The organism is Lolliginicoccus lacisalsi, from assembly GCF_014841105.1.
Taxonomy (GTDB): domain Bacteria; phylum Actinomycetota; class Actinomycetes; order Mycobacteriales; family Mycobacteriaceae; genus Lolliginicoccus; species Lolliginicoccus lacisalsi.
In genome coordinates this window covers 13,560-38,867 of sequence record NZ_JACYWE010000004.1, presented here as the reverse complement: position 1 = coordinate 38,867, position 25,308 = coordinate 13,560, and the positions used below count along the sequence as shown (strand labels likewise).

Annotated in this window: 29 protein-coding genes; 3 read left to right on the top strand and 26 right to left on the bottom strand. The window is 68.0% G+C overall.

Going from position 1 to position 25,308, the window contains the following annotated elements; genetic code table 11:
- Positions 1-49: 49 nt before the first annotated feature.
- From HT102_RS07980 to eccCa, 3 genes are all read right to left on the bottom strand, one after another.
- Complete coding sequence (locus HT102_RS07980) at positions 50-367, bottom strand: WXG100 family type VII secretion target (protein WP_192038899.1); 318 nt, start codon at positions 365-367, stop codon at positions 50-52.
- 236 nt (positions 368-603) lie between these two features.
- Entirely contained in the window at positions 604-1,995 is a 1,392-nt protein-coding gene (locus tag HT102_RS07975) for a hypothetical protein (protein ID WP_192038898.1), read from the bottom strand.
- A complete protein-coding gene (gene eccCa / locus HT102_RS07970; protein WP_192038897.1) occupies positions 1,992-5,990 on the bottom strand; it encodes a type VII secretion protein EccCa in 3,999 nt (1,332 codons plus the stop codon). Before eccCa ends, HT102_RS07975 begins: the two co-directional genes overlap by 4 nt.
- 325 nt (positions 5,991-6,315) lie before the next feature.
- On the opposite strand from eccCa, the gene eccD reads away from it, so the two are divergent.
- Complete coding sequence (gene eccD, locus HT102_RS07965; RefSeq protein WP_192038896.1) at positions 6,316-7,761, top strand: type VII secretion integral membrane protein EccD; 1,446 nt, start codon at positions 6,316-6,318, stop codon at positions 7,759-7,761.
- Positions 7,761-9,164, top strand: a complete 1,404-nt coding sequence (mycP, locus tag HT102_RS07960; RefSeq protein WP_192038895.1) for a type VII secretion-associated serine protease mycosin — start codon at positions 7,761-7,763, stop codon at positions 9,162-9,164. Before eccD ends, mycP begins: the two co-directional genes overlap by 1 nt.
- Positions 9,165-9,328: 164 nt before the next feature.
- On the opposite strand, the gene eccB is transcribed toward mycP, so the two are convergent.
- Positions 9,329-10,756, bottom strand: a complete 1,428-nt coding sequence (gene eccB, locus HT102_RS07955) for a type VII secretion protein EccB (RefSeq protein WP_225443409.1) — start codon at positions 10,754-10,756, stop codon at positions 9,329-9,331.
- Between the two features lie 182 nt (positions 10,757-10,938).
- On the opposite strand from eccB, the gene eccE reads away from it, so the two are divergent.
- On the top strand, positions 10,939-12,540 hold the full coding sequence (eccE, locus tag HT102_RS07950; RefSeq protein ID WP_192038893.1) for a type VII secretion protein EccE: 1,602 nt from the start codon (positions 10,939-10,941) through the stop codon (positions 12,538-12,540).
- On the opposite strand, the gene truA is transcribed toward eccE, so the two are convergent.
- The 22 genes from truA to rplP all read right to left on the bottom strand — a co-directional run bounded on the left by truA (position 12,494) and on the right by rplP (position 25,307).
- The gene (gene truA / locus HT102_RS07945) at positions 12,494-13,381 is read right to left on the bottom strand and encodes a tRNA pseudouridine(38-40) synthase TruA (protein WP_192038892.1); all 888 of its coding nucleotides are present in this window, start codon (positions 13,379-13,381) and stop codon (positions 12,494-12,496) included. The two genes, eccE and truA, sit on opposite strands and share 47 nt — an antisense overlap.
- 5 nt (positions 13,382-13,386) lie before the next feature.
- Positions 13,387-13,980: a 50S ribosomal protein L17 gene (gene rplQ / locus HT102_RS07940; RefSeq protein ID WP_192038891.1), complete on the bottom strand. Its 594-nt coding sequence runs from the start codon at positions 13,978-13,980 to the stop codon at positions 13,387-13,389.
- Between the two features lie 62 nt (positions 13,981-14,042).
- A complete protein-coding gene (locus HT102_RS07935; RefSeq protein WP_192038890.1) occupies positions 14,043-15,101 on the bottom strand; it encodes a DNA-directed RNA polymerase subunit alpha in 1,059 nt (352 codons plus the stop codon).
- A gap of 88 nt (positions 15,102-15,189) precedes the next feature.
- Entirely contained in the window at positions 15,190-15,795 is a 606-nt protein-coding gene (rpsD, locus tag HT102_RS07930; RefSeq protein ID WP_192038889.1) for a 30S ribosomal protein S4, read from the bottom strand.
- Between the two features lie 21 nt (positions 15,796-15,816).
- The gene (rpsK, locus tag HT102_RS07925) at positions 15,817-16,230 is read right to left on the bottom strand and encodes a 30S ribosomal protein S11 (RefSeq protein ID WP_192038888.1); all 414 of its coding nucleotides are present in this window, start codon (positions 16,228-16,230) and stop codon (positions 15,817-15,819) included.
- A 3-nt stretch (positions 16,231-16,233) separates the two neighbouring features.
- A complete protein-coding gene (gene rpsM / locus HT102_RS07920) occupies positions 16,234-16,608 on the bottom strand; it encodes a 30S ribosomal protein S13 (protein WP_192038887.1) in 375 nt (124 codons plus the stop codon).
- Between the two features lie 248 nt (positions 16,609-16,856).
- Entirely contained in the window at positions 16,857-17,078 is a 222-nt protein-coding gene (gene infA / locus HT102_RS07915; RefSeq protein ID WP_005443304.1) for a translation initiation factor IF-1, read from the bottom strand.
- Positions 17,079-17,250: 172 nt separating this feature from the next.
- Complete coding sequence (map, locus tag HT102_RS07910; RefSeq protein ID WP_192038886.1) at positions 17,251-18,042, bottom strand: type I methionyl aminopeptidase; 792 nt, start codon at positions 18,040-18,042, stop codon at positions 17,251-17,253.
- A 4-nt stretch (positions 18,043-18,046) separates the two neighbouring features.
- Positions 18,047-18,592: an adenylate kinase gene (locus HT102_RS07905; RefSeq protein ID WP_192038885.1), complete on the bottom strand. Its 546-nt coding sequence runs from the start codon at positions 18,590-18,592 to the stop codon at positions 18,047-18,049.
- Positions 18,589-19,902, bottom strand: a complete 1,314-nt coding sequence (gene secY / locus HT102_RS07900; RefSeq protein ID WP_192038884.1) for a preprotein translocase subunit SecY — start codon at positions 19,900-19,902, stop codon at positions 18,589-18,591. The genes HT102_RS07905 and secY overlap by 4 nt, the downstream gene beginning before the upstream one ends.
- Positions 19,903-20,116: 214 nt before the next feature.
- Positions 20,117-20,557, bottom strand: a complete 441-nt coding sequence (gene rplO / locus HT102_RS07895) for a 50S ribosomal protein L15 (RefSeq protein ID WP_192038883.1) — start codon at positions 20,555-20,557, stop codon at positions 20,117-20,119.
- Between the two features lie 5 nt (positions 20,558-20,562).
- On the bottom strand, positions 20,563-20,742 hold the full coding sequence (gene rpmD / locus HT102_RS07890) for a 50S ribosomal protein L30 (RefSeq protein WP_192038882.1): 180 nt from the start codon (positions 20,740-20,742) through the stop codon (positions 20,563-20,565).
- 2 nt (positions 20,743-20,744) lie between these two features.
- The gene (rpsE, locus tag HT102_RS07885; protein WP_192038881.1) at positions 20,745-21,389 is read right to left on the bottom strand and encodes a 30S ribosomal protein S5; all 645 of its coding nucleotides are present in this window, start codon (positions 21,387-21,389) and stop codon (positions 20,745-20,747) included.
- Positions 21,390-21,441: 52 nt separating this feature from the next.
- Complete coding sequence (gene rplR, locus HT102_RS07880) at positions 21,442-21,861, bottom strand: 50S ribosomal protein L18 (protein ID WP_192039114.1); 420 nt, start codon at positions 21,859-21,861, stop codon at positions 21,442-21,444.
- Between the two features lie 2 nt (positions 21,862-21,863).
- Entirely contained in the window at positions 21,864-22,403 is a 540-nt protein-coding gene (gene rplF, locus HT102_RS07875; RefSeq protein ID WP_192038880.1) for a 50S ribosomal protein L6, read from the bottom strand.
- Between the two features lie 13 nt (positions 22,404-22,416).
- The gene (rpsH, locus tag HT102_RS07870) at positions 22,417-22,815 is read right to left on the bottom strand and encodes a 30S ribosomal protein S8 (RefSeq protein ID WP_192038879.1); all 399 of its coding nucleotides are present in this window, start codon (positions 22,813-22,815) and stop codon (positions 22,417-22,419) included.
- Between the two features lie 175 nt (positions 22,816-22,990).
- A complete protein-coding gene (rplE, locus tag HT102_RS07865) occupies positions 22,991-23,557 on the bottom strand; it encodes a 50S ribosomal protein L5 (protein WP_192038878.1) in 567 nt (188 codons plus the stop codon).
- A gap of 2 nt (positions 23,558-23,559) precedes the next feature.
- Positions 23,560-23,877 (bottom strand): 50S ribosomal protein L24, encoded by a 318-nt coding sequence (gene rplX, locus HT102_RS07860; protein ID WP_192038877.1) that lies wholly within the window; start codon positions 23,875-23,877, stop codon positions 23,560-23,562.
- Complete coding sequence (gene rplN, locus HT102_RS07855) at positions 23,877-24,245, bottom strand: 50S ribosomal protein L14 (RefSeq protein WP_192038876.1); 369 nt, start codon at positions 24,243-24,245, stop codon at positions 23,877-23,879. Before rplN ends, rplX begins: the two co-directional genes overlap by 1 nt.
- A 104-nt stretch (positions 24,246-24,349) precedes the next feature.
- Positions 24,350-24,649: a 30S ribosomal protein S17 gene (gene rpsQ / locus HT102_RS07850; RefSeq protein WP_192038875.1), complete on the bottom strand. Its 300-nt coding sequence runs from the start codon at positions 24,647-24,649 to the stop codon at positions 24,350-24,352.
- Positions 24,646-24,891, bottom strand: coding sequence for a 50S ribosomal protein L29 (rpmC, locus tag HT102_RS07845; protein ID WP_192038874.1), 246 nt, complete (start codon positions 24,889-24,891; stop codon positions 24,646-24,648). Before rpmC ends, rpsQ begins: the two co-directional genes overlap by 4 nt.
- Positions 24,891-25,307: a 50S ribosomal protein L16 gene (rplP, locus tag HT102_RS07840; protein WP_192038873.1), complete on the bottom strand. Its 417-nt coding sequence runs from the start codon at positions 25,305-25,307 to the stop codon at positions 24,891-24,893. The genes rpmC and rplP overlap by 1 nt, the downstream gene beginning before the upstream one ends.
- Between the last annotated feature and the right edge of the window lies 1 nt (position 25,308).

Below are 25,308 nucleotides of genomic sequence, written 5' to 3'. Positions count from 1 at the left end.
GTGGTTCACGGCAGGGCGGGGCGCGGTCGGCCCCGGGTGATCCCCGCGCCTAGGACATGTTGAGGAGACCGCCGACGTTGTTGAGCGAGCTCGCGTTGGCGACCTCGGCACCCTCGTACTTGCGACCGCTCTCGCGGATGGCATCGCTGATCGCCGAGAGCGCGTTGTTGAGCTTGACCGCTTCGGTGTCCCAGCGGCTGATGAGCGAGCCGAACGCCCCCTTGGCCTGTCCCCGCCATGCCCCCTCGACGTTGGCGATCTTGGCGTGAAGGGCATTGAGCTGGGCGCTCACGTCCTCGCTGACCTGCTTGACATGGTTGGCAGCGGCGTTCATGTCCGCGGTGGTGGTCGTCAAGTTGTTGCTCATGGGTTCCCTCCCCTAGTTCCGATGGACCCGGCGTGATCGATACCGGGCCCAAGCACTGCCGCGGTCGCATACTCCGGGTTCGCTAATGTCTGACGCGACGGATCCCGGTTTGGTTCCGCCCGGGCGTAAAAACCTGCGAAAAAGCTGCCCGCGCCGCCCTCGCCGACGAGGAAGCATGCCCTGAACAGCATTGATACTGCTTTGTGAGCTGCGTCACATGCAGTGATGCCATGGCGTCAGCCCGCGGCCCGGACCGCCCCGAGGACTTCCAGGCATTCCGGGAACGTGCCCTCCCCCGTGGTGGCCGCCGCCCGCGACTCGCACCCGATATTGGCCTGCTTGCCGCCGACCAGGATGACGAACCACGCCACGCTGCCCCGCAGGGCACCGCTCGCTCCCACGAGCTCCTCCCGGTATGCAGCCTCCGCGGCGGTCCCGGCCACCGGGGCCATGGCGAGCCGCGGGTCAGCCTCCACCAGCCGCGCTACCGCCGCAGCGATCCCGGGCTGCTCGCCACCGGAGGCTGGGCCGCGCCGCGCGATGAGGATCCGCCGCTCATCAGCGTGGTCGTAGGGCAGCAGCTCCGCCAGGAACCCGTCAGGATCCCGCGCGTCCGCGAAATCGCTCCAGCCCATGCCCCAGCCCGCGGGCATGGGGATCACAAGATCGCCGATGGTGGCCTCGGCGCCATGCCCGGATGGCTGCTCCGGGGCGGGAATCGCGGAGCCTGGCGCGTGGGCAGCGGGCGCGGAGCCTGGCGCGTGGGCATCACTGCCGCCGAGCATGGCGGTCAGTAGCAAGCCAGCAACCAGCAAGGCACCGCCGAGGAGCACGACCGCGGTGGCGCCGGGCAGCCCGCGCGCCCAAGACCGCGGTTGCTCCGGCCGCCCCGGCGGTGCATCGCTGGCCTCGCTGCCCCACGCTGCCGGTGGACGCGGCAGCGGGATCCCGGGCAGCAGGCCAGCAGCGCCATCGAGCAGGCATTCGTCCATCGCCGCCACCGAGGCATCCACCCGCGGCTCCGCCCCGTCTGCGCGGTCCAACTCGGCGTCCGGATCGTTGATGCTCGTCGCGAGAACTCGTGGCGGGAACTCGCCGATGCCGAGGATCGTCTCCACGCGCCGGACCGGATCCTGCTCGATCACCACTAGACGATCCTGGCCCGGGTAGCGCCGCGCGTGCGCGGCCGCGCACGCCACCGCGGTGCTCACGAGCTGAACTGTGCCGGCGTAGCGGCGCATCACCGCAGCAAGGGCACGGCGATGCGCCGGTGGCCACCACGTCGGATGCACGATGACCAGGGTTTCCGTCGGCTCTCCGGCATCGAGCCGGGCGTGCCGCGCGAGCGCATCGATGACCATTGGCATCGGTATGGCCCCCGTGGAGAACGCCAGCACCGGGTCGTCGAGGAACTCGAACGGGTCGGGCTCCGAGTCCAGCAGCTCGGCCTCGGTCAGCACTGCGCCCGGGACGCCCTCGATCTCTCGCTCGGCGCCGACCACGAGGGTGCCGCCGCGCAAGCTCACCACGGCCGGGCGCTGCACGATCCTGCCATGCTCCCGCCAGGCGATGCGCCCGGGCCCGATCACGATGCAGCGCTGGCCCGCGACGATCCCGGGATCCGTCACAGCGGCGGCATCCATGCGAGCTGGACCCGCTGCTCGCCGCCCGTCCGCGTGACCAGCACGCCGCGGCCCGGGGGCTGCTCGCTGGGCCGCACCGAGCCGATCAACGCCCCCTCGTCGCGGCTGCCGTTCATGACCAGCCCCATCGGGCTCAGATCGCGCAGCGAGGCCATGACGGGCTCGAACAATGCCCGCGAGGCGCCGCCGGTGCGCCGGGCGATGATCAGGTGCAGGCCCACGTCCTTCGCCTGGGGAAGCAAATCGAGCAGGCCCGACAGCGGATTGCCGCCGTTCGTCGCGACGAGATCGTAGTCGTCGACGATGACGAATACCTCCGGGCCGGACCACCACGAGCGCTCCCGTAGCTGCTGCTGGGTCGTGCCCGGCCCGGGCAGGCGATCACGCAGGAACGCGCCGAGCTCAGCGATCAGGTCCTGCAGGTTCGCGGCCGACACCGCGTATCCGGCCAGATGGTTCGTCTCGACCACCCCGAGCATGGTGCGCCGGAAGTCCGCGAGCAGGATCTTTGCCTGCTGGGGGGTGTTGCGCTCCATGATGCCCTCGCAGATCGAGCGCAGGAGGGCGGTCTTGCCGGATTCGGAATCGGCGAACACCACGAGGTGCGACTGCGAGGAGAAGTCCACCGAGACGGTGCGCAGCTCTGCCTCGTTGATGCCGATCGGGATCGAGAGCGGGTTGCTCGCGCGCGCTTGCAGGTCGAGCTCGGTCCGGGCGAACTGGGCGGGCAGCATCCGCACCGGTGGAGCAGCCTGGTCGCCCGCCCGCTCGCGCAGTTCCCGCACCGCTGCGCCGACGCCATCGGTGAGGTCGCGCGGGTCCGCCGGGGGAAGGAACGTGGGCACCGCGATCAGCATGTGCAGGCCCTCCTTGGTGATGCCGCGACCAGGCTGCCCCTCGGGCACGAGCATGGCGGCCTTGCGGTTCATCTCTGAATCGTTGGCGTCGCCGAGCCGCAGCTCGATGCGCGTGCCGAGCTGGTCCTTGGTCCCGGCCCGGAAGTCGGTCCACCGGGAGGCGCTGGCAATGACATGCACGCCGAAGGACAGTCCCTGCGTGGCGAGCGCCCCGATCGCTGCCTCGAGCTCCTCGAACTCCTGGCGGATGGTCTGCCAGCCGTCGACGACGAGGAACACATCTCCGAACGGCGCGTCATCGACGCTGTGCCAGTCGGTGTCGCGCTGCTGGTTGCGGGCGCGGCGGTACTCGGTCATCGAGGAGATGCCGATCCGCTGGAACAGCTTCTCGCGGTGCCGCATCACGGTGGTGACCTCGGCGACGGTGCGGCGGATCCGGTCGGGTTCCAGCCTGCTCGCGACGGTGCCGACATGCGGCAACTGGGCGAGACCGGCCAGCGAGCCGCCACCGAAGTCCAGGCAGTAGAACTGCGCCTCGCGCGGCGAATGCGTCGCGGCGAGGGCCATGATGATGGTGCGGATCGTCGTGGACTTGCCGCTCTGCGGGCCGCCCACGACAACGATGTTTCCCTGTCCGGACGAGACGTCGATGACGAGTGGGTCGCGCCGCTGGTCATAGGGGCGATCGATGATGCCGATGGGCACGCGCAGCGGGCCACCCGCGGTGCCCTCGAGCGGGATGCGCTGGGCGGGCGGGACGAGCTGCCCCACCGTCGGGGAAGTGTTCAGCGGGGGCAGCCACACCTCGTGGGCGCGCGGCCCGCGACCACGGACAGCGGAAAGCACTAGGTCGAGCACGGTGCGTTGCATCGCGGTCGGCTCGGGGCGCGGCCGCGCGGGGGCCTCTGCTCTCTGCAGCGATGGCTCCGGCTCGGACGGCCTCGCGGTGAACGGGACCACGCGCAGTTCCCCTGTTCCGCTCGCGACCGCGATGTGCTCGGTCGTGGCGGGCGGCACATAGCCGCCGGACACGTAGGAGGCGTTGAAGCGCAGCGGATCCGCGGAATCGACCTTGAGGTAGCCGGCGCCGGGCACGGGTGGCAGGTGGTAGGCATCGGGGACGCCGAGCACCGAGCGCGACTCCTGCGCGGAGAACGTCTTCAGGCCGATCCGGTAGGACAGGTGGCTCTCGAGGCCCCGCAGCCGGCCTTCCTCGAGCCGCTGGCTGGCGAGCAGCAGATGCATGTGCAGCGATCGCCCGAGCCTGCCGATCATCACGAAGAGGTCGGCGAAGTCGGGCTTCTGGCTGAGCAGCTCGGAGAACTCGTCGACGACGATGAACAACGCTGGCATCGGTTCGAGCGCGGCCCCGCTGTGCCGGGCACGCTCGTACTCGGCGACGCTGGCGAAGTTGCCCGCCGAGCGCAGCACCTGCTGCCGGCGATTCATCTCGCCCTCGAGCGCATCGCGCATCCGGTCGACCATGGTGATCTCGTCGGCGAGGTTGGTGATGATGGCGGCGACATGCGGAGCGCCTTCGAGGCCGAGGAACGTGGCACCGCCCTTGAAGTCGACGAGGACGAGGTTGAGCGCCTCGGGGGAATGCGTGGCGATCAGTCCCAGGACGAGGGTGCGGAGGAATTCCGACTTGCCGGATCCTGTGGCGCCGACGCACAAGCCGTGCGGGCCCATGCCGTTCTCCGCGGATTCCTTCAGGTCGATCTCGATGACGCTGCCGTCCTCGGCATGCCCCACCGGCACGCGCAGGCGCTCGCGCCCCCGCCGCGGCCGCCACAGGGCGGCGGGATCGAAGCGGGCAACATCCCCGGCACCGATCATGGTGGCCCAGTCCGGCATTCCCGCGGCCGAGGGATCCCGCGTGCTGCTCACCGTGCCGGGCGCCGCGATGCGATAAGGCGACAGCGCCATCGAGGTCATGCGCGCCACGCCGAGCCCTAGCTGGTCGGCGCGGGCGAACATCTCGGGCCCCGCCGCGCCCTCGGCACCGATCTTTCCGCCCTCCACGAGCAGCGAGATCCCGCGGCGATCGGAGAGGGCGGCCGCTGCGCCGTCGAGGTCGATGATGGTCACCCCGTCGACGCCATCACCGGCGACGAGCGGCTCGTCGCCGTCAACGATGCCACCATCGATCATGATCAGCACGTGCGGCTGGCCCGCGGTCGCCGGGGCCCCGCGCACGAACCGTGATCGGCCCTCGAGGAGCGGAGCGAGCCGCGCCGAGGCGTCGTGCAGGCTGGGATAGATCATCCGCTCGGGACCGGCGATGTCGCGGCGGCGCGGATGCTCGGTGTGGGGCAGCCACTTGGCCCACTCCCACCCGGGCAGCTCGGTATCACTGCAGATGACCACCACGCGCAGGTCGTCGGGGCCGTGGAACACAGCGAGCTGGCACGCGAGCGCCCGGACGACGGCGCGCGCGCCATCATTGCCACTGCCTGCGGTGCCGCGCATGGTGATGGCGGCGAACCCCCGCATGGAGAGGGCGATCGGCAGGTCCGGCACGATGGAATGGGTTCGGACGAATCGACGCAGCGCGATGACCGAGATGGGCTCGAGATCCTCGGTGGGGCCGGTCTCCGGTGGTACCAGGGACAGCGCGAGGCGCTGCGCGCCGATACCGATGCGCGCGGAGAGGTACTCGTCATCATCGACGGAGCGCTCCCACATGCGGCCGCTTCCCGCGAGGCACCACAGCGCGTCGGGCGCGGGGTGATGCCACTCGACGGCCGCGCGCTGCCGGGCAGCGGCCTCCAGCACATCGGAGCGGGTGTCACCGAGATAGCGGAGGTAGTCCTTGCGCTGCTCGTTGAGCTCCGCGGTGCTCGTGCCGCCGCGCCCGCCCGTGCTCGCGAGCATCCCGACCATCGATACCGCCATCATGACCGGGAACATCAGCATCATCGGGTTGCGCGCCATGCCCGAGGTGAACATGAGCGCCACCATGCCGATCATCGCGAGGATCATCACCACGGGCAGCAGCTTCTGCACCATGTTCCCGGGTATCGACCGGGGCAGCTCCGGCGGAGTACTGAGGCCGAGCTCACCACCCGGCATGAGTGGCGCCTCGCTTCGGCGACCACGAACGACATGCACGACGCTCATCGCGTTTCCCCCCTGTGAACAGGTCTTTACGTGCCCCACTCCCCCAAGCGGGCACGTGGCGCGGCAAGCCTGCACCGCGCCAGATCGCTCCCGGGAAGACCCAGGATGCACCAGCACTCTAGCATCGCGAACCCTGGCTACGACTTTTCAAACTCCTCGATCCAGCACATACTGGGAAGGGGCCGAGCACTGACGATGGGGGAATCCCAGTGCCCGCGACCTCTTCGCGCCCCCGGCATGGGAACCGGGAAGCGCACCAGCACAAGCACGCTCGGTGGCCCGCTCGCGGCGCTATCAAGCACCACGAATTCCGGGGGGAACTCGCGTGAACGATCTGTTGCACGACGATCTTGATTCCAGCGACGCGCCATCGCTGTGCCACATCTGCGTGGTCTCGCCCACGCGGCAGATCGACATCGCCCTGCCCGATGCCGTTCCGCTGATCCTGCTCATGCCACGGCTCGTCGAGCTCACTGCCGCCAGCACGGAGAGCGCGCGGCAACCCGGCCCAGGATGGACCGTCGCGCGCATCGGTGGCGAGCCGCTCGACCTCAACCACTCGCTCGGGCGCCTGGGCATCCGCAACGGTGAGCTGCTCCTGCTCAGCCCCGCCGAGCAAGCGCCACCAGCAGTGCTCTCCGACGATGTCATCGACGCGGTCGCGAGCTACTCGAGCAGCCAATCGTCGCTGTGGGCCACCGGCCGGGCCCAGCCCATCACCTGCCTCCTGCTCGTCCTCACCGCCCTCGTGGCCGCCGTGACGATGCTGCGCGCGCCCGCGGGAACGCACCTCGCGCTCGCCAGCATCGTGCTGCTCGCGATTCCCGCGCTGATCACCCTCGCCCTGCTGGGCAGGCCCGCCCGCTCGCCCTGGGCGACAACAAGCCTGCTCATCGCGACGGTCCCGCTGGCAACGGGGGTGCTCGGGCAGTTCATCCCTGGCGGCCCCGGCGCTCCCCACGCGCTCGTCGTCGCGATCTACACGCTGTGCCTGATGGTCCTCGCGGCCCGCCGGTCCCCGGAGACCGCGCACCTCCACACCTCGCTCGCGACCATCGCGGTGGTCGTCGCGCTCGGCACGATCATGCTGATGGTGGCCCCGATGACCCCGGTCCACGCCGCGATGGCTTTTCTCGCCGCCAGCCCGTTCGCCGCGGCCCTCGCCCCGCGCCTCGCCGTGGCGCTGGCCCGGCTGCCGCTGCCGCCGGTGCCCTCGCCCGGGATGTCTCTGTCGCTGGCGGACCCAGCAGGCGAGGCGCCGGGGCCGACAAGTGATCCCGCCACGGCTACGGCCGAGGTCGAGAGCCGAACCGTGGTCGCCTACCGCTACCTCGACGGCCTGCTTGCCGCGGTGCTCGTGCTCAGCGGCGGCGCTGCCACCGTGACGGCCATCCACCTCGCCACCACCGACGATCCGCACGGGTACGCGGTGCTCGCGCTGCTCGCCGTGATCGCAGCCGCGTTCCTGCTGCGCGGCCGCGGGATCGCGCGCACCGCGCCGGCCGTGATCATCGCGAGCACCGGCGCCGTGGTGGCCACCGCCGCGATGCTGGGGGCGGCGTGGTCCCCGCTGGTGCCCGCCCCCGCCACGGTCGCGGTGGCGCTCGCCATGCTGCTCGGCACATTCATCGTGGGTGTCGTGCTGCCCGGGGGAACCTACACGCCCGTGCAGTACCGCCTCGTCGAGCTGCTGGAATACCTCATGCTCGCGCTGGCCGTCCCCACCGGGCTATGGGCACTCGAGCTGTTCAGCTACGTCCGGGGCCTGTGATGACGTCCTCGCCAGCAACCCGCGGCAGGCTCAGCGCCTGCCTCGCCGCCCTCGGGCTCGCGCTCATCGCCGGCACCAGCACCGTGGCGGCACAGCCGCCGCCGATCGATGACACGTTCCTGCCACCGGGCGGGCCTGCTGCTCCGCTCGAGCCGACCACGCAGCGCCAAGCGTGCACGGCGGGAGCTGCGAGCGAGGAGCTCGATCCCGCCGCCGTGCCCCAGGCAGCCCAGTCGCTCCGCTACGAGACCGCGTGGCCGTTCGCCCGTGGCCGCGGCCAGGTCGTCGCGGTCATCGACACCGGCGTCGCCCCGCATCCGCGCCTACCGGGCCTGATCGCGGGCGGTGATTTCGTGGGCACCGGGGATGGCACCTCGGACTGCGATGCGCATGGCACGCTCGTCGCTGGGATCATCGCGGCGACCAGCAGCCCGACCGACGCTTTCTCGGGGGTCGCGCCCGACGCCCGGATCCTGTCGATCCGCCAGTCCAGCCTCAAGTTCGGGCAGTCCGCCCGCGCCGACGAGAACAGCTACCAGTCCGAGAACTCCACGGGCACCGTGACGACCCTCGCCATGGCCGTGCGGCGCGCCGCTGACCTCGGTGCCACCGTCATCAATATCTCGGAGGTGGCCTGCGTCCCGGCACGCCTGGCCCTCGAGGACCGATCGCTTGGGGCCGCGCTGCGCTACGCCGTCGAAACCAGGGATGTGGTGGTCGTCGCGGCTGCGGGCAATGCTGCGGCACAGGGGATGTGCCGGCAGAACCCTGGCGCGAGCCCGCGCGATGGTGGCCTGCCGGACTGGGATGCTCCCCTCACCATCGCCACACCGGCGTGGTATGACGATCTTGTGCTGAGTGTCGCGGCTGTCGATGCCCGCGGCGCGCCCGCGGAGTTCACCCTCAATGGGCCCTGGGTGGACATCGCTGCGCCCGGAACCGGCATCGTCTCCCTCGACCCAGCTTCCGACAGCCTCGCCGATGCGCTCGCCCACCAGGACGAGACGGGCGCCGTGCAGCTCTCCAGGATCGCGGGGACCAGCTACGCGGCGCCCTTCGTGGCTGGCACCGCGGCGTTGGTCCGGGAACGGTTCCCCGAGCTCTCGGCGCGCGAGGTGGTCGAACGCATCGTGGCGACCGCGCACGCGCCCGCCGAGGGATGGAACCCGACCCTCGGGCACGGGATCGTGGATCCTGTCGCGGCCGTCACCGCCGGCCCCGGCGCCCTGTCGCCCGCGGTCGACAAGGCCGCGTATCCAGGAAAGGCTGCCCAGCCCATCGACGCCCCGCGCATGAGCGGTGATGCCGATGGCCTGGCCGCAACCATTGCTGTGGTCGTTGCTTTCGGCCTTGCCATGGCTACCACGATCGCGCTTCTGGTCACTGGGCGGCGCCGCGAATAGGCTCGCCCGGATTCGATCAATACGCGGCATGCCCCGCTAGAGCCGATAAACAGATGCCTGGTTCCCTCGCCATTCCTGAGGAACGCGGGCAATGAAAGCTCAATGCAAGAATTGCCGACCAGGAATCATCCCGGCCGGCAATTCTCGCGCGCCGTCCCCCGCGCCTATCGCACGGTCGCGGCAGGAACACTGCCATGCGCCATCAACGCGTTCGCCCGCGACAGAGCGGGGCCTGGCTCAAGGAGGCGCAGCACGGTCCACGGCACCGGGGAGGGCTCGACCTCCACGCCGAGAGCGTCCGCGTCCGCCGCGGTGGGAATGCCGTACCGAACACCGGTATCGGCCACATAGTGCGGCAAAGCGGCCCGCGCGCCGTGGGGAAGCTCGCTGCCCGCCGCGACAACGGGGTAGACATATCGCCCCGCGCCCGGCGGCACATAGACCTCGTCGGCACGGAGCTGTCCGGGCTCAGCCGCGCCGACGCGCGCGATCATCGTCGCGCCGGCAGCGACCGGGACCTCGGCGCCCGAGACGATCCGCGCGCGGTCGCCCTCGGTCCCCACCGACCACACAGCGCACAGCACGTCATCGCCGTCGACAAGCTCCGGCGCGGACCGCGGATAGTCCTCGACCGGGATCCCTCGCGCCGAGGGCAGCCCGCTCAGCACATCGGGCGTCAATACCGGGATCGCGCCCGCCCCCAGGGAATCCGTGAACCGCACCATGTCAGCCACCGCCTCCCCGATCTGCTGCACGCCGTCGCGCAGCACGAGGTGGTACTGCGTCTGCCCTGCTTGATGCACCTTGAACACCTCCCCGACCTTGCGTCCCGCCACGCCAAAGCCAGGCTGCCCTCCCCGCTCCTCGATCTCGGGCGAGGCGAGCGGTGGCGCCTCGGGGATGCTGGCGAGCAGCGCCGCGCTGATCACGCGTGGCCTCGCCCCGTCGAGGCCGAGCGCGAGAACGACCTCCCGGTCGCGGAGATCCACGAGGGATCGGCGACCCGAATGCACGAGGTAGTCCTTCCCATCGGCCCGCACGAGAACCGCATGCCGCGTGCCGTGCTGGACCATCGCCTGGTCCGCGGCGCCGACGATGACCGAGGTACGCGCCACTGAGGCGCTTCCTTTGCCGGTCGTGGTGTCGCACACCGCCCAGGCTTCCCCGCCCGAGTTGGCCGCGCGCACCGCCGGCACCCCGAGGATGCCGAGCAGCGGGCCACGAGGATGCTCGGCGAGCTCGTCCTCGTTGATCACCGCGGCCTCCGCTGGCTCGCCCACGGCGAGGCGGGCCGAAGCGAGGTTGGTCACCGGATGGAACGCCTCATCGATCCGCACGTAGACGCCTTGGGTATCCCGGCCCACGACGATCAGCGAGCCCGTCAGCCTGTCGAGCGGATTGAGCACGGCGAGGACTCCGCACGCCGCGATGCCGAGCACCGCGAGGACCAGCCCGACTCCGAGCGCGCGGTTCTGCGATCGGATGGGGTCGGCCAGCATCCGTGCATCACCGCGGACCAGCGCGTGATCCATCCGCTTGAGATGAAATCGATAACCACTCACTTGCGTACGCGTGGTCACGTGACCCGCCATAATTCCCCCCTGGACTTGCGCGAATCATGCGCGACCCCCGATAATTCCCCCGTGAGGGCGCGCGCTCCTGATAATAGATCGCTGGGGGGCGAATTTCCATTACGGGTTCGCGCATGCGGATCCGATCCGGAACAACTAGCACGACGCGCGCCCCGCCACACGATGCATTTACCGGGGGGATAATGGATTCCATCATCAAGCGCGCCATGCAACGATGGCCGATCGATACGATCATCCTGGCCCAAGCCAGTGCCCTCGCCGTCGCTGCGGCAGGGCTCCTGCTTGGCGGGCCACCACTCGCCATCGCGATCGCTGCTGCGCTGACCACTGCCCTGCTGCTCCTGCGAGCGCGCGGCCGCCACATCACCACCTGGCTGTCCCTGCTGGTCGGCCAGCGACCCACGAGCCCCGAGGCGCCGACGCTGCTCGGCCACGACGTGGTGCTCTACCCGGGCGGGGACGCATGCGCGGCGCTCGAGATCACCAGCGCGCCACTTTCGCCCACTGCGGCGAGCCCCGGATCCCACGCCGGAGCCGCCCCGGTCCCGCTCGCGGTGCTCGCTGATGCGCTGATCCAGTACGACATCGCGCTGAGCGGCATCGACATCATCGTCCGTGGAAGCTCCAGCGCCCCCGGCCATCCGCTCGGCACCGCCTACTCCCGCATCCTGAGCGCGCTGCCCGTCGCCGCGCAGCGCCGTGCATGGATCGTGCTGCGGCTCGATCCGTTCGCGCAGCGCGATGCCGTCGCGCGCCGGGGCGGTGGCGCGCGCGGCACCAGGCAGGCACTGGACATCGCCGCACGGCGCCTGCAGCGGATGCTGCGCGCCGAGGGCCTCGGCACCGTGCGCTGCACGGGCACCTCCCTCGCAGGGCTGCGCTCCGATCTTGAGCCGATCAACCGCACGGCGGGCATCCAGCCCGGCGCCCTCACCACCGACCACCTGCTGCGCGCCTGGCAGCCCGCCGCCATCGACTCCGCCCTAGCGCTCTCGCTGTGCCCCAGCGAGCCGACCAGCAATCCCGCTGCGGGAAGCCCGCTCTTCGAGATCTACGGGGTCGTCGGCCACGCCATGCCCGCTGACGGCATGCCCCGGTTCCCCAGGACCATCTCGACCGTGGGCCAGCGCCCGCTCGCCGCCCTCGCGCTCGTACCCGGCAGCGGCTACTCCGCGAAGGACATCGTCGGCCGCGACGGGATCATGCACGCCAACCGCGCCGACCTCGCCGCGCTGCGCGTGCCCGTGACCGGCTGCGGGCAGCTCATCGGCGTCGACCAGCATGACCGTGCCATCAGCATCCCGGTGGCTTCCCGCACCGGGACCCATGTGCGCGTGACGGGCCAGTTCTCGCTCGCCCAGCAGGTCGTTCTTCGGTCCGCCGCCACCGGCGCGCAGGTACGCATCGCCACCGATCGCCCCCATTCATGGCAGGCTCTCGTCGGCCTGGGGCCCGCGGGCCAAATCGGGTTCGCCGACCAGGAGTGGCGGGAGCCTCGCCCGAGCGACCCGCTGCTCCTCGTCCTCGATGGCCTCGATGCCGCGGCCACTCCCCCTGTGGGTACCGCGATCGTCGCTGTGGATGACACCGCGCGGCAGGACAGCGCGGCGGAAGCACTGGGCGAGCCTGACGTGCACCTCGTGCAGTCACCGCAAGCACCCCAGCGCTTGCGCTTGGTGGTGGGCTCCCGCCATGTCGATCTCACGGCGGTGGCGATCCCGGAGGAAACGGACTACGTCACTCGCAGCATCGGCGCCCGAGCGGCTCCCGCGCCTGCCGGGTGAGCTCCGCGCGCGCCCGCATCTCGCTATCGGGGGGATAGTCCACGCCCACGAGCGTCAGCCCGTGCGCTGGCGCCACGGCCACGGAGCTCGAGCGTTCCCGGAGCTCGAGGAGGCCCGTCGCCCAGGAGGGGTCGCGCCGCGCTTCCCCCACCGCGAGGAGCGCACCGACGAGGCTGCGCACCATCGACCAGCAGAACGCATCCGCGGTGACGTGCACCTCGTGGTGCTGCGGCGCGACGTGGCGCCATTCGAGGCGCTGCAGGTGCCGCACCGTGGTCGCGCCCTCCCTGCGCCGGCAGAACGCGGCGAAGTCGTGCAGGCCCTCGAGGCTGCTCGCAGCTTCGGCAATGAGCGCAGTATCGAGTTCGCGGGGCCAGGCGAGGACATCGCGCGCCAGGGGGCTCGCTCCATGCGGCGCGGTAGTGATGCGATACACGTAGTGGCGGCGCAGGGCGGAGAACCTGGCGTCGAAGCCGTCCGGCGCGGTCGTGATGCTGGTGACGCGAACGTCGCGGGGCAGCATGCGTGCTAGCCGCCGCACGAGCCTCGCGGGTTCATCTGGCAGCTTCTCGGTGGGCAGGTCAGCGTGGGCGACCTGGCCGGTGGCGTGCACTCCCGCGTCGGTCCGTCCAGCGCAGGTGAGCACGACGGGCGTCCGGTGGATCGTGCTGAGCGCATCCTCGATGACCCCGGCGACGGTGCGCTGGTCCCGTTGTGGTGCCCAGCCGGAAAAATCGGTGCCGTCATAGGCGACGCCGAGCCGGATCCGGGTGATAGGCGAGAGCCCGCCGTCCCCAGTGGGGCTGGCGGGCTCTGCGTCCTGGTGCGTGCCAGATGACATGCAGGTCAGTCTTTCTTGGCCTCATCGGCTTCGGTGGCATCGGCGGCAGTGGCGTTCTGGTCCTCCACTGCGTCGACGATGTCCTCGGCGTTGTCCTCCGCGGCATCGCTAGCGGAGTCAACAACCTCGGCCACCGGGTTCTCCTCGGTAGCGGCTTCCTCGGCGGGAGACTCCGCCGCGGCAGGGGCAGCGGCCTGCGAGGCAGCGACGCGGCGGGCGCGGTCAGCCTCGGAGGTGACGGTCTGCTCCTGGATCAGCTCGATCACGGCCATGGGGGCGTTGTCGCCCTTGCGCGGCAGCGTCTTGACGATGCGGGTGTAGCCGCCCTCGCGCTCGGCGAAGTGGGGACCGATCTCGGCGAAGAGCTTGTGGACGACGTCCTTGTCGCGGATGGTCTTGAGGACCTCGCGACGGTTGTGCAGGTCACCCTTCCTGGCGTGGGTGACGAGCTTCTCGGCGAGCGGGCGAAGCCGACGAGCCTTGGCCTCGGTGGTCGTGATGCGGCCGTGCTCGAACAGTGACGTGGCGAGGTTCGCCAGCATCAGCTTCTGATGCGACGCAGAGCCGCCAAGGCGCGGCCCCTTGGTGGGCTTGGGCATGGTGATGCTCCTCTGGGATCGCCCGTCCTGGCATGTCCACCAAGGCCGGGTGAAAGGTGTGATTAAAGCTGTTCGGTTTCCGGTTCGACGTAGTCCTGCTCGGTGTAGTCACCGTCGGCGTCGCTGTCGCTCCACGTTCCGGTCGCCGCGTCGTAGCCTTGCACTGCGGACGGGTCGAACGGTCCGGGGCTGTCCTTGAGGGACAGGCCGAGGGTGTGGAGCTTGACCTTGACCTCGTCAATGGACTTCTGGCCAAAGTTGCGGATGTCAAGGAGGTCTGACTCGGTACGACTGACGAGCTCGCCCACGGTGTGGACGCCCTCGCGCTTGAGGCAGTTGTACGAACGCACGGTCAGGTCGAGCTGCTCGATCGGCATCGCGTAGGCGGCGATGTGGTCGGCTTCCTGCGGGGAGGGGCCGATCTCGATGCCTTCGGACTCGATGTTGAGCTCGCGGCACAGGCCGAACAGCTCCACGAGTGTCGTGCCTGCGGAGGCAACGGCATCGCGGGGGCTAATGGAGTTCTTCGTCTCGACGTCGACGACGAGCCTGTCGAAGTCGGTGCGCTGCTCCACACGTGTTGCCTCGACCTTGTAGGTCACCTTGAGCACGGGCGAGTAGATGGCATCCATCGGGATGCGGCCGATCTCGGCTCCGGTGAGCTTGTTCTGCAGCGCGGGCACGTAGCCGCGTCCGCGCTCGACGATCAGCTCGATCTCCAGGTGGCCCTTGTCATTCAGCGTCGCGATGTGCAGGTCGGGGTTGTGCACCTCGACCCCGGCCGGCGGGACGATATCGCCAGCAGTGACCGCGCCGGGTCCCTGCTTGCGCACGTACATCGTGACTGGCTCGTCCTCCTCGGAGCTGACCACGAGGTTCTTCAGGTTCAGGATGATCTCGGTGACATCTTCCTTGACCCCGGGAACCGTGGTGAACTCGTGGAGCACGCCCTCGATCCGGATGCTCGTGACGGCCGCGCCCGGAATGGACGAGAGCAGCGTACGACGCAGCGAGTTGCCGAGGGTGTAGCCGAAGCCCGGCTCGAGAGGCTCGATGACGAATCGCGAGCGGTTCTCGGCAACGAATTCTTCGTCGAGCTCGGGGCGCTGTGAGATGAGCATGTGTGCGTAGTCCTCCTAGGGCATCCGCTATTTGATGCCAGCGACGGGGAAGCGAGGGTGCCCGATGACCGGGCACCCTCGGCAGTGATTACTTCGAGTAGTACTCGACGATGAGCTGTTCCTGCAGGGCCACATCGATCTGCTCGCGATCAGGTTCCTTGTGGACCAGGATGCGAAGACGCGACGGGACAACCTGCATCCAGGCCGGGGCCTGGCGCTCGGCGATGAGTTCCTTGGCGAGCTGGAACGGAACGGTCTCCCGCGACTGCGGACGAACATCGATGATGTCGTACTGCGAGACGCGGTAGCTCGGAACGTCCACGCGCTGGTTGTTCACCAGGAAGTGACCGTGGGTCACGAGCTGGCGCGCCTGGCGGCGGGTACGCGCGAATCCTGCGCGGTACACGACGCTGTCGAGGCGGGTCTCCAGGATGCGCAGCAGGTTCTCGCCGGTCTTGCCGGACTTGCGCACTGCTTCCTGGTAGTAGCGGCGGAACTGCTTCTCCATCACACCGTAGGTGAAGCGTGCCTTCTGCTTCTCCTGCAGCTGGAGCAGGTACTCGCTCTCCTTGATCCGCGCGCGGCCATGCTGGCCGGGCGGGTACGGGCGACGCTCGAACGCCTGGTCGCCACCAACAAGATCCACCCTGAGCCGACGCGACTTGCGGGTTACAGGACCGGTATAACGTGCCATTTTCTGACCTTCCCTTTCCTGCTAGACCCGGCGGCGCTTGGGCGGACGGCAGCCGTTGTGCGGCTGCGGAGTGACATCGGAGATCGTCCCGACCTCGAGGCCCGCTGCCTGCAGCGAGCGGATCGCGGTCTCACGGCCGGATCCGGGGCCCTTGACGAACACGTCGACCTTCTTCATGCCGTGCTCCTGCGCCTTGCGGGCAGCATTCTCCGCAGCGAGCTGCGCGGCGAACGGGGTGGACTTGCGGGAGCCCTTGAACCCGACGTGGCCCGACGAGGCCCAGGACACAACGTTGCCCATGGGATCGGTGATGGACACGATGGTGTTGTTGAACGTGCTCTTGATGTGAGCGTGTCCGTGCGCGATGTTCTTCTTTTCGCGGCGGCGGGTCTTGTGGCCCTTCTTGCCGCCGGTGACTCGTGACTTGGGGGGCATGTCTTACCTTGCCTTCTTCTTGCCGGCGATCGTCTTCTTGGGACCCTTCCGGGTGCGCGCGTTGGTCTTGGTGCGCTGACCGCGGACCGGAAGGCCGCGCCGGTGACGAAGCCCCTGGTAGCAGCCGATCTCCATCTTGCGGCGAATGCTTGCCTGCACCTCGCGGCGCAGATCGCCCTCGATCTTGAACTCCCGCTCGATGTACTCGCGGAGAGTTGCGATGTGCTCATCAGTGAGATCCTTGGTGCGCAGGTCCGGGCTGATGCCGGTTCCCTCCAGGATCTTCTGCGAGCTCGTACGGCCAATGCCGTAGATATAGGTGAGCGCGATCTCCATGCGCTTGTCGCGCGGTAGATCGACGCCTACGAGCCGTGCCATGCGGCGTTTTCCTCTCGGTCGCGGAGGTCTTCTCCCAGCCCGTCCCGGTCAGCCACCCGAATGGATGGAGACCAGGCCCCGGCCTCCGTACCGGGGGAGCGTGCCCGCGTATCAGGCACGTGGTGCTGGGAGGCCTTCTTCATTGGTGCCCGCATGCCCAGGACGTTCCGGCCGCGAGGCCGTGACGACGAGGGCGTGCGGGAATTCCGACCCGCATCCAGCGGACTGCTCCGCTGGATCGCCGGAAGCTACTTGTAGCGGTAGACGATCCGTCCCCGCGACAGGTCGTAGGGAGAAAGCTCCACCACGACACGGTCCTCGGGGAGGATCCTGATGTAGTGCTGGCGCATCTTCCCGCTGATGTGCGCGAGTACCTTGTGACCGTTCTCGAGCTCCACGCGGAACATCGCGTTGGGAAGTGGTTCGATCACACGCCCCTCGACCTCGATGGCGCCGTCTTTCTTAGCCATATCCTCCGCGTTCCCGGGCAGAGCTCACCCCGGCCCATTCGTCTACCTAGTTGTGCGATCTTCGACAGTGCGCGAGGCACCAACGGACAATAGTACGCAACAGTTCGTCACACATCAAAATCCTGGCCACGGGGAAGCACTCACGACCAGCGTCGGCAGGCCTTGCGACCGCCTATTCGGGGCGCTTGGTAAGGATCCGCGGGCCGTCCTCGGTCACCGCTACGGAGTGCTCCCAATGGGCAGCGCGCGTGCCATCCGCGGTCACGACCGTCCAGTCATCATCAAGGACAAGGGTATCGACGGTCCCCAGAGTAAGCATCGGCTCGATCGCGAGCACCGATCCGACCACCAGCTCGGGCCCCTTCCCTCCCGGTCCCTCGTTGGGCAGGAACGGGTCGAGGTGCATCTCGCGCCCGATGGCGTGGCCGCCATAGCCATCAACGATGCCGTAGTGGCGGCCGTGCTTGCGCTCCATCGCGCGCGTGCCAAGCTCGAGCGCGTGGGAGACATCCGTGAGCTTGTTGCCGGGCACCATGGCAGCCATGCCTGCTTCGAGCGTGAGCCGAGTAGCCTCACTGAGGTCCGCGTCCTGCTTCGCGAGCTCGCCCACGCCGAAGGTCCAGGCGGAGTCCCCGTGCCAACCGTCGAGGATCGCGCCGCAATCGATCGACACGAGGTCGCCGGGCTTGAGCACGCGCTCCCCCGGGATCCCGTGGACGACCTCTTCATTGACGGATGCGCAGATCGATCCGGTGAAGCCGTGGTAGCCGAGGAAGGAAGGCACGGCTCCGGCCTCGCGGATCACGGTGTCCGCGACCTCATTGAGCTCCTGGGTCGTCACGCCCGGCCGGGCAGCCGCGCGGACGGCGACGAGCGCGCGACCTACAACAGCGCCCGCCGCCTCCATTGCCTCGAGCTCGCCGGCCGTGCGGAACGGCACGACCTTGCGTCGCCGCAGCCTCACGCGATCACTTGCCAAGTGCCTTCAGCGCGCGAGCGTTGATCTCCTCGATCTCGCCGATGCCATCGACCGTCTTGACGATATCGGCGTAGTGCTCGAGCAGCGGCGCGGTCTCATCGCGGTACACGTGCAGGCGGGTCCGGATGACGTCCTCGTTGTCATCGGCGCGGCCGCGCTCGAGCATCCGTGCGACAACGACCTCCTCATCGACGACGAAGGAGACAACAGCGTCGAGCTTGGTGCCATGGTCGGCGAGGATGCGCTCGAGCGCCTCGGCCTGGTCCACGGTGCGGGGGTAGCCATCGAGGAGGAACCCGTTGGCCGCATCCGGCTCCTCAATGCGCTGCTCGACCATCCGGTTGGTGATATCGCTGGGGACCAGCTTGCCCGAATCGGTGTAGGCCTTGGCCTCGAGCCCGAGCGGGGTCCCCTGGCCGATGTTCGCGCGGAACAGATCACCTGTGGAGATATGCGGCACTCCGAGCTTCTCGGACAGGATGGCGGCTTGCGTTCCCTTGCCCGCTCCGGGGGGGCCTAGCAGGACAATTCTCACTTCAAGAACCCTTCGTAGTTTCGCTGCATCAACTGGCTTTCGATCTGCCTCACCGTATCGAGCGCCACGACGACCATGATGAGGACAGCGGAGCCACCGAATGGAATGCTCTGCAAGTCGCCACCACTGCCCGCATTGAGGAACACGTTCGGCAAGACTGCAATCGTACCGAGGTAGATCGAGCCAGGGAGGGTGATGCGGTTGAGCACGTACTGCAAGTATTCCGCGGTCGGGCGGCCCGGGCGGATCCCAGGGATGAAGCCGCCGTACTTCTTCATCTCCTCGGCCCGGTCCTCCGGGTTGAAGGTGATCGACACGTAGAAGAACGTGAAGAACATGATCAGCGCGAAGTACACGACGATGTAGACCGGGCTGCTCGGATTCATCAGGTGCTCGGTCATGAATCGCTGCCACACCGGCGGCTCATCCTCGCCCACAGTGAGCTGGACGACAAGGAACGGCATGTACAGCAGCGAGGACGCGAAGATCACTGGGATGACGCCGGCCTGGTTGACCTTCAGCGGCAGATAGGTCGAGGTACCGCCATACATGCGACGACCCACCATGCGCTTGGCGTACTGCACCGGGATGCGGCGCTGGCCCTGCTCGACGAAGACGACGCCCGTGATGATGACCGCTGCCGCGATGCAGACCAGCGTGAAGGTGACCCCACCGCGGCTCTGCAGGATGTTGCGGCCCTCCACCGGCAGCATTGCTGCGATGCCGGCGAAGATCAGCAAGGACATGCCATTGCCGATGCCCTTCTCGGTGACGAGCTCGCCGAACCACATGAGCAGCGTGGCGCCCGCGGTCATGGTGAGCACCAGCACGAAGAGGCCGAAGACGCTGTCGTCCGCGATGATGGGCAGCTCGCACTGGAGGAGCTGCCCGCTCCGGGCGAGCGCGGCGATGCCGGTGGCCTGCAGCAGCGCGAGCGCGACGGAGAGATAGCGCGTGTACTGCGTCATCTTGGCCTGCCCGGAAGGGCCTTCCTTGCGCAGCTGCTCGAACTTGGGGATCACCACGGTCAACAGCTGCACGATGATGCTGGCGGTGATGTAGGGGATCACGCCGATCGCGAAGACCGATAGCTGGAGCAGCGCGCCACCGGAGAACAGGTTGACGAGCGAGTACAGTCCCGCCGCGTCCCCTCCGGTGGCCTGCTCGACGCAGACCCTGATGTTGGCGAAGTCCACGCCCGGGGACGGGACCTGTGCGCCGAGGCGATAGAGGACAATGATCCACAGCGTGAAGAGAATCTTCCGCCTCAGGTCTGGTGTCCTGATGGCCGTTACGAAGGCGGAGAGCAACGATCCTCCTGGCTTGGCGGGATAGGGCAGGCACAAGTCCGGCTTGGCCTGTCGATTCTGGTCAACTCTAACAGCTTCCGGGGATCTCCCCCCGGACGCGCGAGGCCGTGCACCGCGCTGGCCCGATGGGGTGGCGCCAGGCACGGACACGCCGAGAGGCCGTCAAGGAATATCCTTCACGGCCTCTCGGGCATGCAGTGCGGTTTCTCGACCGTCACAGCTCGGTAGCGGTGCCACCAGCTGCGGTGATCTTCTCCTTGGCGGAGCCAGAGAACTTGTTCGCGGTGACCTGAACGGCCACCGCAAGGTCGCCCTCGCCGAGAACCTTGACGAGCTCGTTCTTGCGGACGAGCCCGGCATTGACGAGATCGTCGACACCAATGGCGCCGCCCTCGGGGAAGAGGCGCGCGATGTCACCGACGTTGACGGGCTGGTACTCGGTGCGGAAGCGGTTCTTGAAGCCCTTCAGCTTGGGCAGCCGCATGTGCAGCGGCATCTGCCCGCCCTCGAAGGTCACGGGAACCTGCTTGCGCGCCTTGGTGCCCTTGGTGCCACGGCCCGCGGTCTTGCCCTTGGAGCCTTCGCCGCGACCGACGCGCATCTTGTCCTTCTTCGACCCTTCGGCGGGACGAAGATGGTGCAGTTTGATGGTCATGGGTCCTAGACCTCCTCAACGGTGACGAGGTGCCGCACCCGATGGACAAGACCCTTGACCTGCGGGCTGTCCTCGCGGACGACCGAGTGGCGGATCCGCTTGAGACCGAGCGTGCGGATGCTCTCGCGCTGCTTGTGGTTGGCACCGATGGTGCTGCGCACCTGGGTGATCTTCAGTTCGGCCATTGCTATGCCTCCTGCGCTGCGCGTGCACGGAGCATGCCAGCAGGAGCAACGTCCTCGATGGGGAGGCCGCGGCGAGCAGCGACTTCCTCGGGACGCTGCAGCTGCTTGAGCGCGGCAACGGTCGCGTGCACGACGTTGATGGCGTTGTCGCTGCCAAGCGACTTGGACAGGATGTCGTGGATGCCCGCGCACTCGAGGACCGCGCGCACCGCGCCACCAGCGATCACACCGGTACCAGGGCTGGCAGGACGCAGCAGGACGACTCCCGCAGCGGCCTCTCCCTGGACGGGGTGAGTGATGGTGCCGCCGATGAGGGGAACGCGGAAGAAGTTCTTGCGCGCTTCCTCGACGCCCTTCTGGATGGCCGCGGGAACTTCCTTGGCCTTGCCGTAGCCCACTCCGACGACGCCGTTGCCGTCACCGACGACGACGAGCGCGGTGAAGCTGAACCGCCGTCCGCCCTTGACGACCTTGGCGACGCGGTTGATGGTGACCACGCGCTCGAGGTGGTTGGACTTCTCCGCCGCTGCGCCACCGCGGCTGTTATCGCGGCGATCGCGGCGGTCGCGGCGTTCGTTGTCCCCACCGCTTGGGTTGTTGGTTCCGGCGGGTCCGCTTCCGCCGTCGCGCCGACCACGTCCCGGCATCAGGCTTTCCTTCCGTTCGTACGTTCTGGGGTGTTGCTGGTGGTGGTCATCATCAGAAGTTCAGGCCACCTTCACGTGCTGCGTCGGCTAGCGCGGCAATCCTGCCGTGGTAGTCGTGGCCACCGCGATCGAACACCACAGCGTCGATGCCGGCTTCCTTGGCGCGCTCAGCGATGAGGGCACCAACCTTGGCGCTTCGTGCTGACTTGTCGCCCTCGATCGCGCGGACATCTGCCTCCATGCTGGAGGCCGCGGCCAGGGTGCGGCCGTCGATGTCGTTGATGACCTGGACGTGGATGTGCCGCGCGGAGCGGTGCACAGCGAGGCGAGGCCGGTCCGGCGTGCCGGAGACCTTCTTGCGGAGCCGGAAGTGACGGCGTGCCCGGGAGATGCGCCGCTGGGTGGAGGCGTCGGTGCCAAGCGGGGTGCGCTTGATGGGCTTGTCGGATGGTGAACTCGTTGTCTGGCTCATGGTCACTTACCCGTCTTTCCTTCCTTGCGACGGATCTGCTCGCCGGCGTAGCGGATTCCCTTGCCCTTGTAGGGATCGGGGCGACGCAAGCGGCGGATGTTCGCGGCGATCTGCCCGACCTGCTGCTTGTCGATGCCGGAGATCGAGAACTTGGTGGGGGTCTCGACCTTGAACGTGATGCCCTCGGGAGCCTCGATCGGGACCGGGTGGCTGTAGCCGAGCGCGAACTCGAGGTTCTGGCCCTTCTGCTGCACGCGGTAACCGACACCATGGATCTCCATGTTGGCGGTGTAGCCCTCGGTGGCGCCCACGACCATGTTCTTGATCAAGGTGCGGGACAGGCCGTGCAGGGAGCGGCTCTTGCGCTCCTCATCGGGGCGCGAGACCTCGATGGTGCCGTTCTCGCCGCGCGCCACCGAGATCGGCTGGCTGACGCTGAGCGACAGGGTCCCCTTGGGGCCCTTGACTACGACGTCCTGGCCATCGATGGTGACATCGACGCCGGAGGGGACGGGAACTGGGTGCTTTCCAATGCGTGACATGACGTGGCCTCCCTCACCAGACGTAGGCGAGGACTTCCCCGCCTACCTTTTGAGTCGCAGCCTGACGGTCGGTGACCAGGCCCGAGGACGTGGAGATGATCGCCACGCCCAGGCCGCCCAGCACCTTCGGCAGGTTGGTGGACTTCGCGTACACGCGCAGCCCTGGCTTGGACACGCGACGGAGGCCCGCGATGGAGCGCTCCCGGCTCGGGCCGAACTTCAGCTCGAGCACGAGGGTCTGGCCGATGCGAGCAGGCTCGCTCCGGTAGTCAGCGATGTAGCCCTCGCGCTTGAGGATCTCGGCGATGTTCGCCTTGAGCTTGGAATGCGGCATGGCCACGGTTTCGTGGAATGCCGAGTTTGCGTTGCGCAGACGTGTCAGCATGTCTGCGACCGGATCGGTCATGGTCATGGAGGTGACCTGTTCACCTTTCTCGCTGCGGTTCCCTCTGGGCCTACGGCGAAGTGGAAGTGGATAAGTGATGAGGAATAAGCCTTGTGGATCCTCGGGGCGGCTCTCGCCGCCCCGAGGATCACCGCGAGGCCCTATGCGCGCCCGGGCCGGAGCCCCTGCGCATCATGCGGTATCAGTTTTCCTTGAACGGGAAGCCGAGCTGGCGCAGGAGCGCGCGCCCTTCCTCATCGTTGGTGGCCGTCGTGACCACGGTGATGTTCATGCCGCGGGGACGATCGATGGAGTCGATGTCGATCTCGTGGAACATGGACTGCTCGTTGAGACCGAAGGTGTAGTTGCCGTTGCCGTCGAACTGCTTCGGCGACAGGCCACGGAAGTCGCGGATGCGGGGCAGCGCGATAGTGACCAGCCGATCGAGGAACTCCCACATGCGGTCGCCGCGCAGCGTCGCGCGCGCACCGATGGGCATGCCCTCGCGGAGCTTGAACTGAGCGATCGACTTGCGCGCCTTGCGGACCTCGGGCTTCTGCCCGGTGATCAGCGCGAGGTCGCGGACGGCGCCGTTGATGAGCTTGCCGTCGCGCGCCGCGTCACCGACGCCCATGTTGACGACGACCTTGACGACGCCGGGGATCTGCATGACGTTGGCGTAGTCGAACTGCTGGTTGAGAGCATCGCGGATCTCTGCCCGGTAGCGGGTCTTGAGGCGCGGCTGGATCTTGTTCTCCACAGAGGTCATGTTCAGATGTCCTTCCCGGTCTTGCGGGAGATCCGGACCTTCTTGCCGGACTCCTCGTCACGCCGGTAGCCGATGCGGGAGGGGCTTCCGTCCGCATCGATGACCATGACGTTGGAGACATGGATCGGCGCTTCCTGGGTCACGATGCCGCCGGACTGCGCGCCCCGCTGGTTGGCGGAGATGGGAGTGTGCTTCTTCATCCGGTTGACGCCCTCGACGAGGACCTTCTGGCGCTTCGGGTAGGCCTCGATGACCTTGCCCTTGGCTCCCTTGTCCTTGCCGGACACGACCAGGACTGTGTCGCCCTTGCGTACCTTCATCACAGCACCTCCGGCGCCAGCGAGACGATCTTCATGAACTTCTTGTCGCGGAGCTCGCGGCCGACCGGGCCAAAGATGCGCGTGCCGCGGGGGTCCGTGGCGTTCTTGAGGATCACGGCCGCGTTCTCGTCGAACCGGATGTACGAGCCGTCGGAGCGCCGCCGCTCCTTGCTGGTGCGGACGATGACGGCCTTGACCACGTCACCACGCTTGACGTTGCCGCCGGGGATGGCTTCCTTCACGGTGGCGACGATGACGTCGCCGATCCCCGCGTAGCGGCGACCCGAGCCACCGAGCACACGGATGCACAGGATTTCCCTGGCCCCGGTGTTATCGGCGACGCGGAGTCGCGATTCCTGCTGGATCACTGTTGTTCACTCCTGAACCTGGATTGATGCGTGCCAGATTTCCGACCTGTGCACGCCTGGTCCACGGCGGGCCCCCGTGTTGTCCACGGGGACCCGCCGATACATCACTTGGCCTTCTCGAGGATCTCCACGAGGCGCCAGCGCTTGGTGGCGGACAGCGGGCGGGTCTCCATGAGGAGCACGCGGTCGCCGATGCCGGCGGTCCCCTGCTCATCGTGGGCCTTTACCCTGCTGGTGCGCCGGATGACCTTACCGTAGAGAGGGTGCTTTACGCGATCCTCGAGCTCCACGACGATGGTCTTCTGCATCTTGTCGGAGACGACGTAACCGATGCGCGTCTTGCGCTGGTTGCGCTCCTGCTGTGCTTCTGCGGCGGTTGCTTCCACTGCCTTGTCCTCACTCATGCTGCGTCACCAGCCGTGTCGGCCTCTGGTCCGGCGGCAAGTCCGAGCTCGCGCTCGCGGAGCACGGTGTAGATCCGCGCGATCTCCTTGCGCACCGTGCCCAGTCGGCGGTTGTTGTCGAGCTGGCCGGTTGCCATCTGGAAACGCAGGTTGAAGAGCTCTTCCTTAGCTTCGCGGAGCCGCTCAACGAGCTCTTCCTGGTTGAGTTCACGAAGCTCTGAGGCTTTTGTCCCGGTAGCCATCAGAACTGTCCCTCCCTCGTCACGATCCTGCATTTCATGGGGAGCTTGTGGATCGCGCGGCGCAGGGCCTCGCGAGCCACCTCCTCGTTGGGGTAAGTCATTTCGAACATCACGCGACCTGGCTTGATGTTCGCGACCCACCACTCGGGAGAACCCTTGCCGGAACCCATGCGGGTCTCGGCTGGCTTCTTGGTGAGTGGCCGGTCCGGGAAGACGTTGATCCAGACGCGACCGCCACGGCGGATGTGCCGGTTGATGGCGATACGCGCGGACTCGATCTGCCTGTTCGTGAGGTCAGCGGGCTCGAGGGCCTGGATACCGTAGTCACCGAACACGACCTGGGTGCCGCCCTTGGCGAGGCCGGTACGCTTCGGCTTGTGCTGCTTGCGGTGCTTCACCCTACGTGGGATCAACATC

Excerpts from the sequence above, each read along its gene's own strand:
- truA (WP_192038892.1), bottom strand. The coding sequence starts at position 13,381 with ATGTCATCTGGCACGCACCAGGACGCAGAGCCCGCCAGCCCCACTGGG.
- rpsM (WP_192038887.1), bottom strand. The coding sequence starts at position 16,608 with ATGGCACGGCTCGTAGGCGTCGATCTACCGCGCGACAAGCGCATGGAG.
- rplP (WP_192038873.1), bottom strand. The coding sequence starts at position 25,307 with ATGTTGATCCCACGTAGGGTGAAGCACCGCAAGCAGCACAAGCCGAAG.
- eccE (WP_192038893.1), top strand. The coding sequence starts at position 10,939 with ATGGATTCCATCATCAAGCGCGCCATGCAACGATGGCCGATCGATACG.
- rplX (WP_192038877.1), bottom strand. The coding sequence starts at position 23,877 with ATGAAGGTACGCAAGGGCGACACAGTCCTGGTCGTGTCCGGCAAGGAC.
- rpmD (WP_192038882.1), bottom strand. The coding sequence starts at position 20,742 with ATGGCCGAACTGAAGATCACCCAGGTGCGCAGCACCATCGGTGCCAAC.
- rplO (WP_192038883.1), bottom strand. The coding sequence starts at position 20,557 with ATGACCATCAAACTGCACCATCTTCGTCCCGCCGAAGGGTCGAAGAAG.
- rpsD (WP_192038889.1), bottom strand. The coding sequence starts at position 15,795 with ATGGCACGTTATACCGGTCCTGTAACCCGCAAGTCGCGTCGGCTCAGG.
- rpsH (WP_192038879.1), bottom strand. The coding sequence starts at position 22,815 with ATGACCATGACCGATCCGGTCGCAGACATGCTGACACGTCTGCGCAAC.
- infA (WP_005443304.1), bottom strand. The coding sequence starts at position 17,078 with ATGGCTAAGAAAGACGGCGCCATCGAGGTCGAGGGGCGTGTGATCGAA.
- HT102_RS07935 (WP_192038890.1), bottom strand. The coding sequence starts at position 15,101 with ATGCTCATCTCACAGCGCCCCGAGCTCGACGAAGAATTCGTTGCCGAG.
- eccCa (WP_192038897.1), bottom strand. The coding sequence starts at position 5,990 with ATGAGCGTCGTGCATGTCGTTCGTGGTCGCCGAAGCGAGGCGCCACTC.
- rplE (WP_192038878.1), bottom strand. The coding sequence starts at position 23,557 with ATGACCTCTGTGGAGAACAAGATCCAGCCGCGCCTCAAGACCCGCTAC.
- rpmC (WP_192038874.1), bottom strand. The coding sequence starts at position 24,891 with ATGGCTACCGGGACAAAAGCCTCAGAGCTTCGTGAACTCAACCAGGAA.
- rpsQ (WP_192038875.1), bottom strand. The coding sequence starts at position 24,649 with ATGAGTGAGGACAAGGCAGTGGAAGCAACCGCCGCAGAAGCACAGCAG.
- rplF (WP_192038880.1), bottom strand. The coding sequence starts at position 22,403 with ATGTCACGCATTGGAAAGCACCCAGTTCCCGTCCCCTCCGGCGTCGAT.
- eccB (WP_225443409.1), bottom strand. The coding sequence starts at position 10,756 with ATGGCGGGTCACGTGACCACGCGTACGCAAGTGAGTGGTTATCGATTT.
- rpsE (WP_192038881.1), bottom strand. The coding sequence starts at position 21,389 with ATGCCGGGACGTGGTCGGCGCGACGGCGGAAGCGGACCCGCCGGAACC.
- rpsK (WP_192038888.1), bottom strand. The coding sequence starts at position 16,230 with ATGCCCCCCAAGTCACGAGTCACCGGCGGCAAGAAGGGCCACAAGACC.
- rplQ (WP_192038891.1), bottom strand. The coding sequence starts at position 13,980 with ATGCCCAAGCCCACCAAGGGGCCGCGCCTTGGCGGCTCTGCGTCGCAT.
- HT102_RS07980 (WP_192038899.1), bottom strand. The coding sequence starts at position 367 with ATGAGCAACAACTTGACGACCACCACCGCGGACATGAACGCCGCTGCC.
- mycP (WP_192038895.1), top strand. The coding sequence starts at position 7,761 with ATGACGTCCTCGCCAGCAACCCGCGGCAGGCTCAGCGCCTGCCTCGCC.
- rplR (WP_192039114.1), bottom strand. The coding sequence starts at position 21,861 with ATGAGCCAGACAACGAGTTCACCATCCGACAAGCCCATCAAGCGCACC.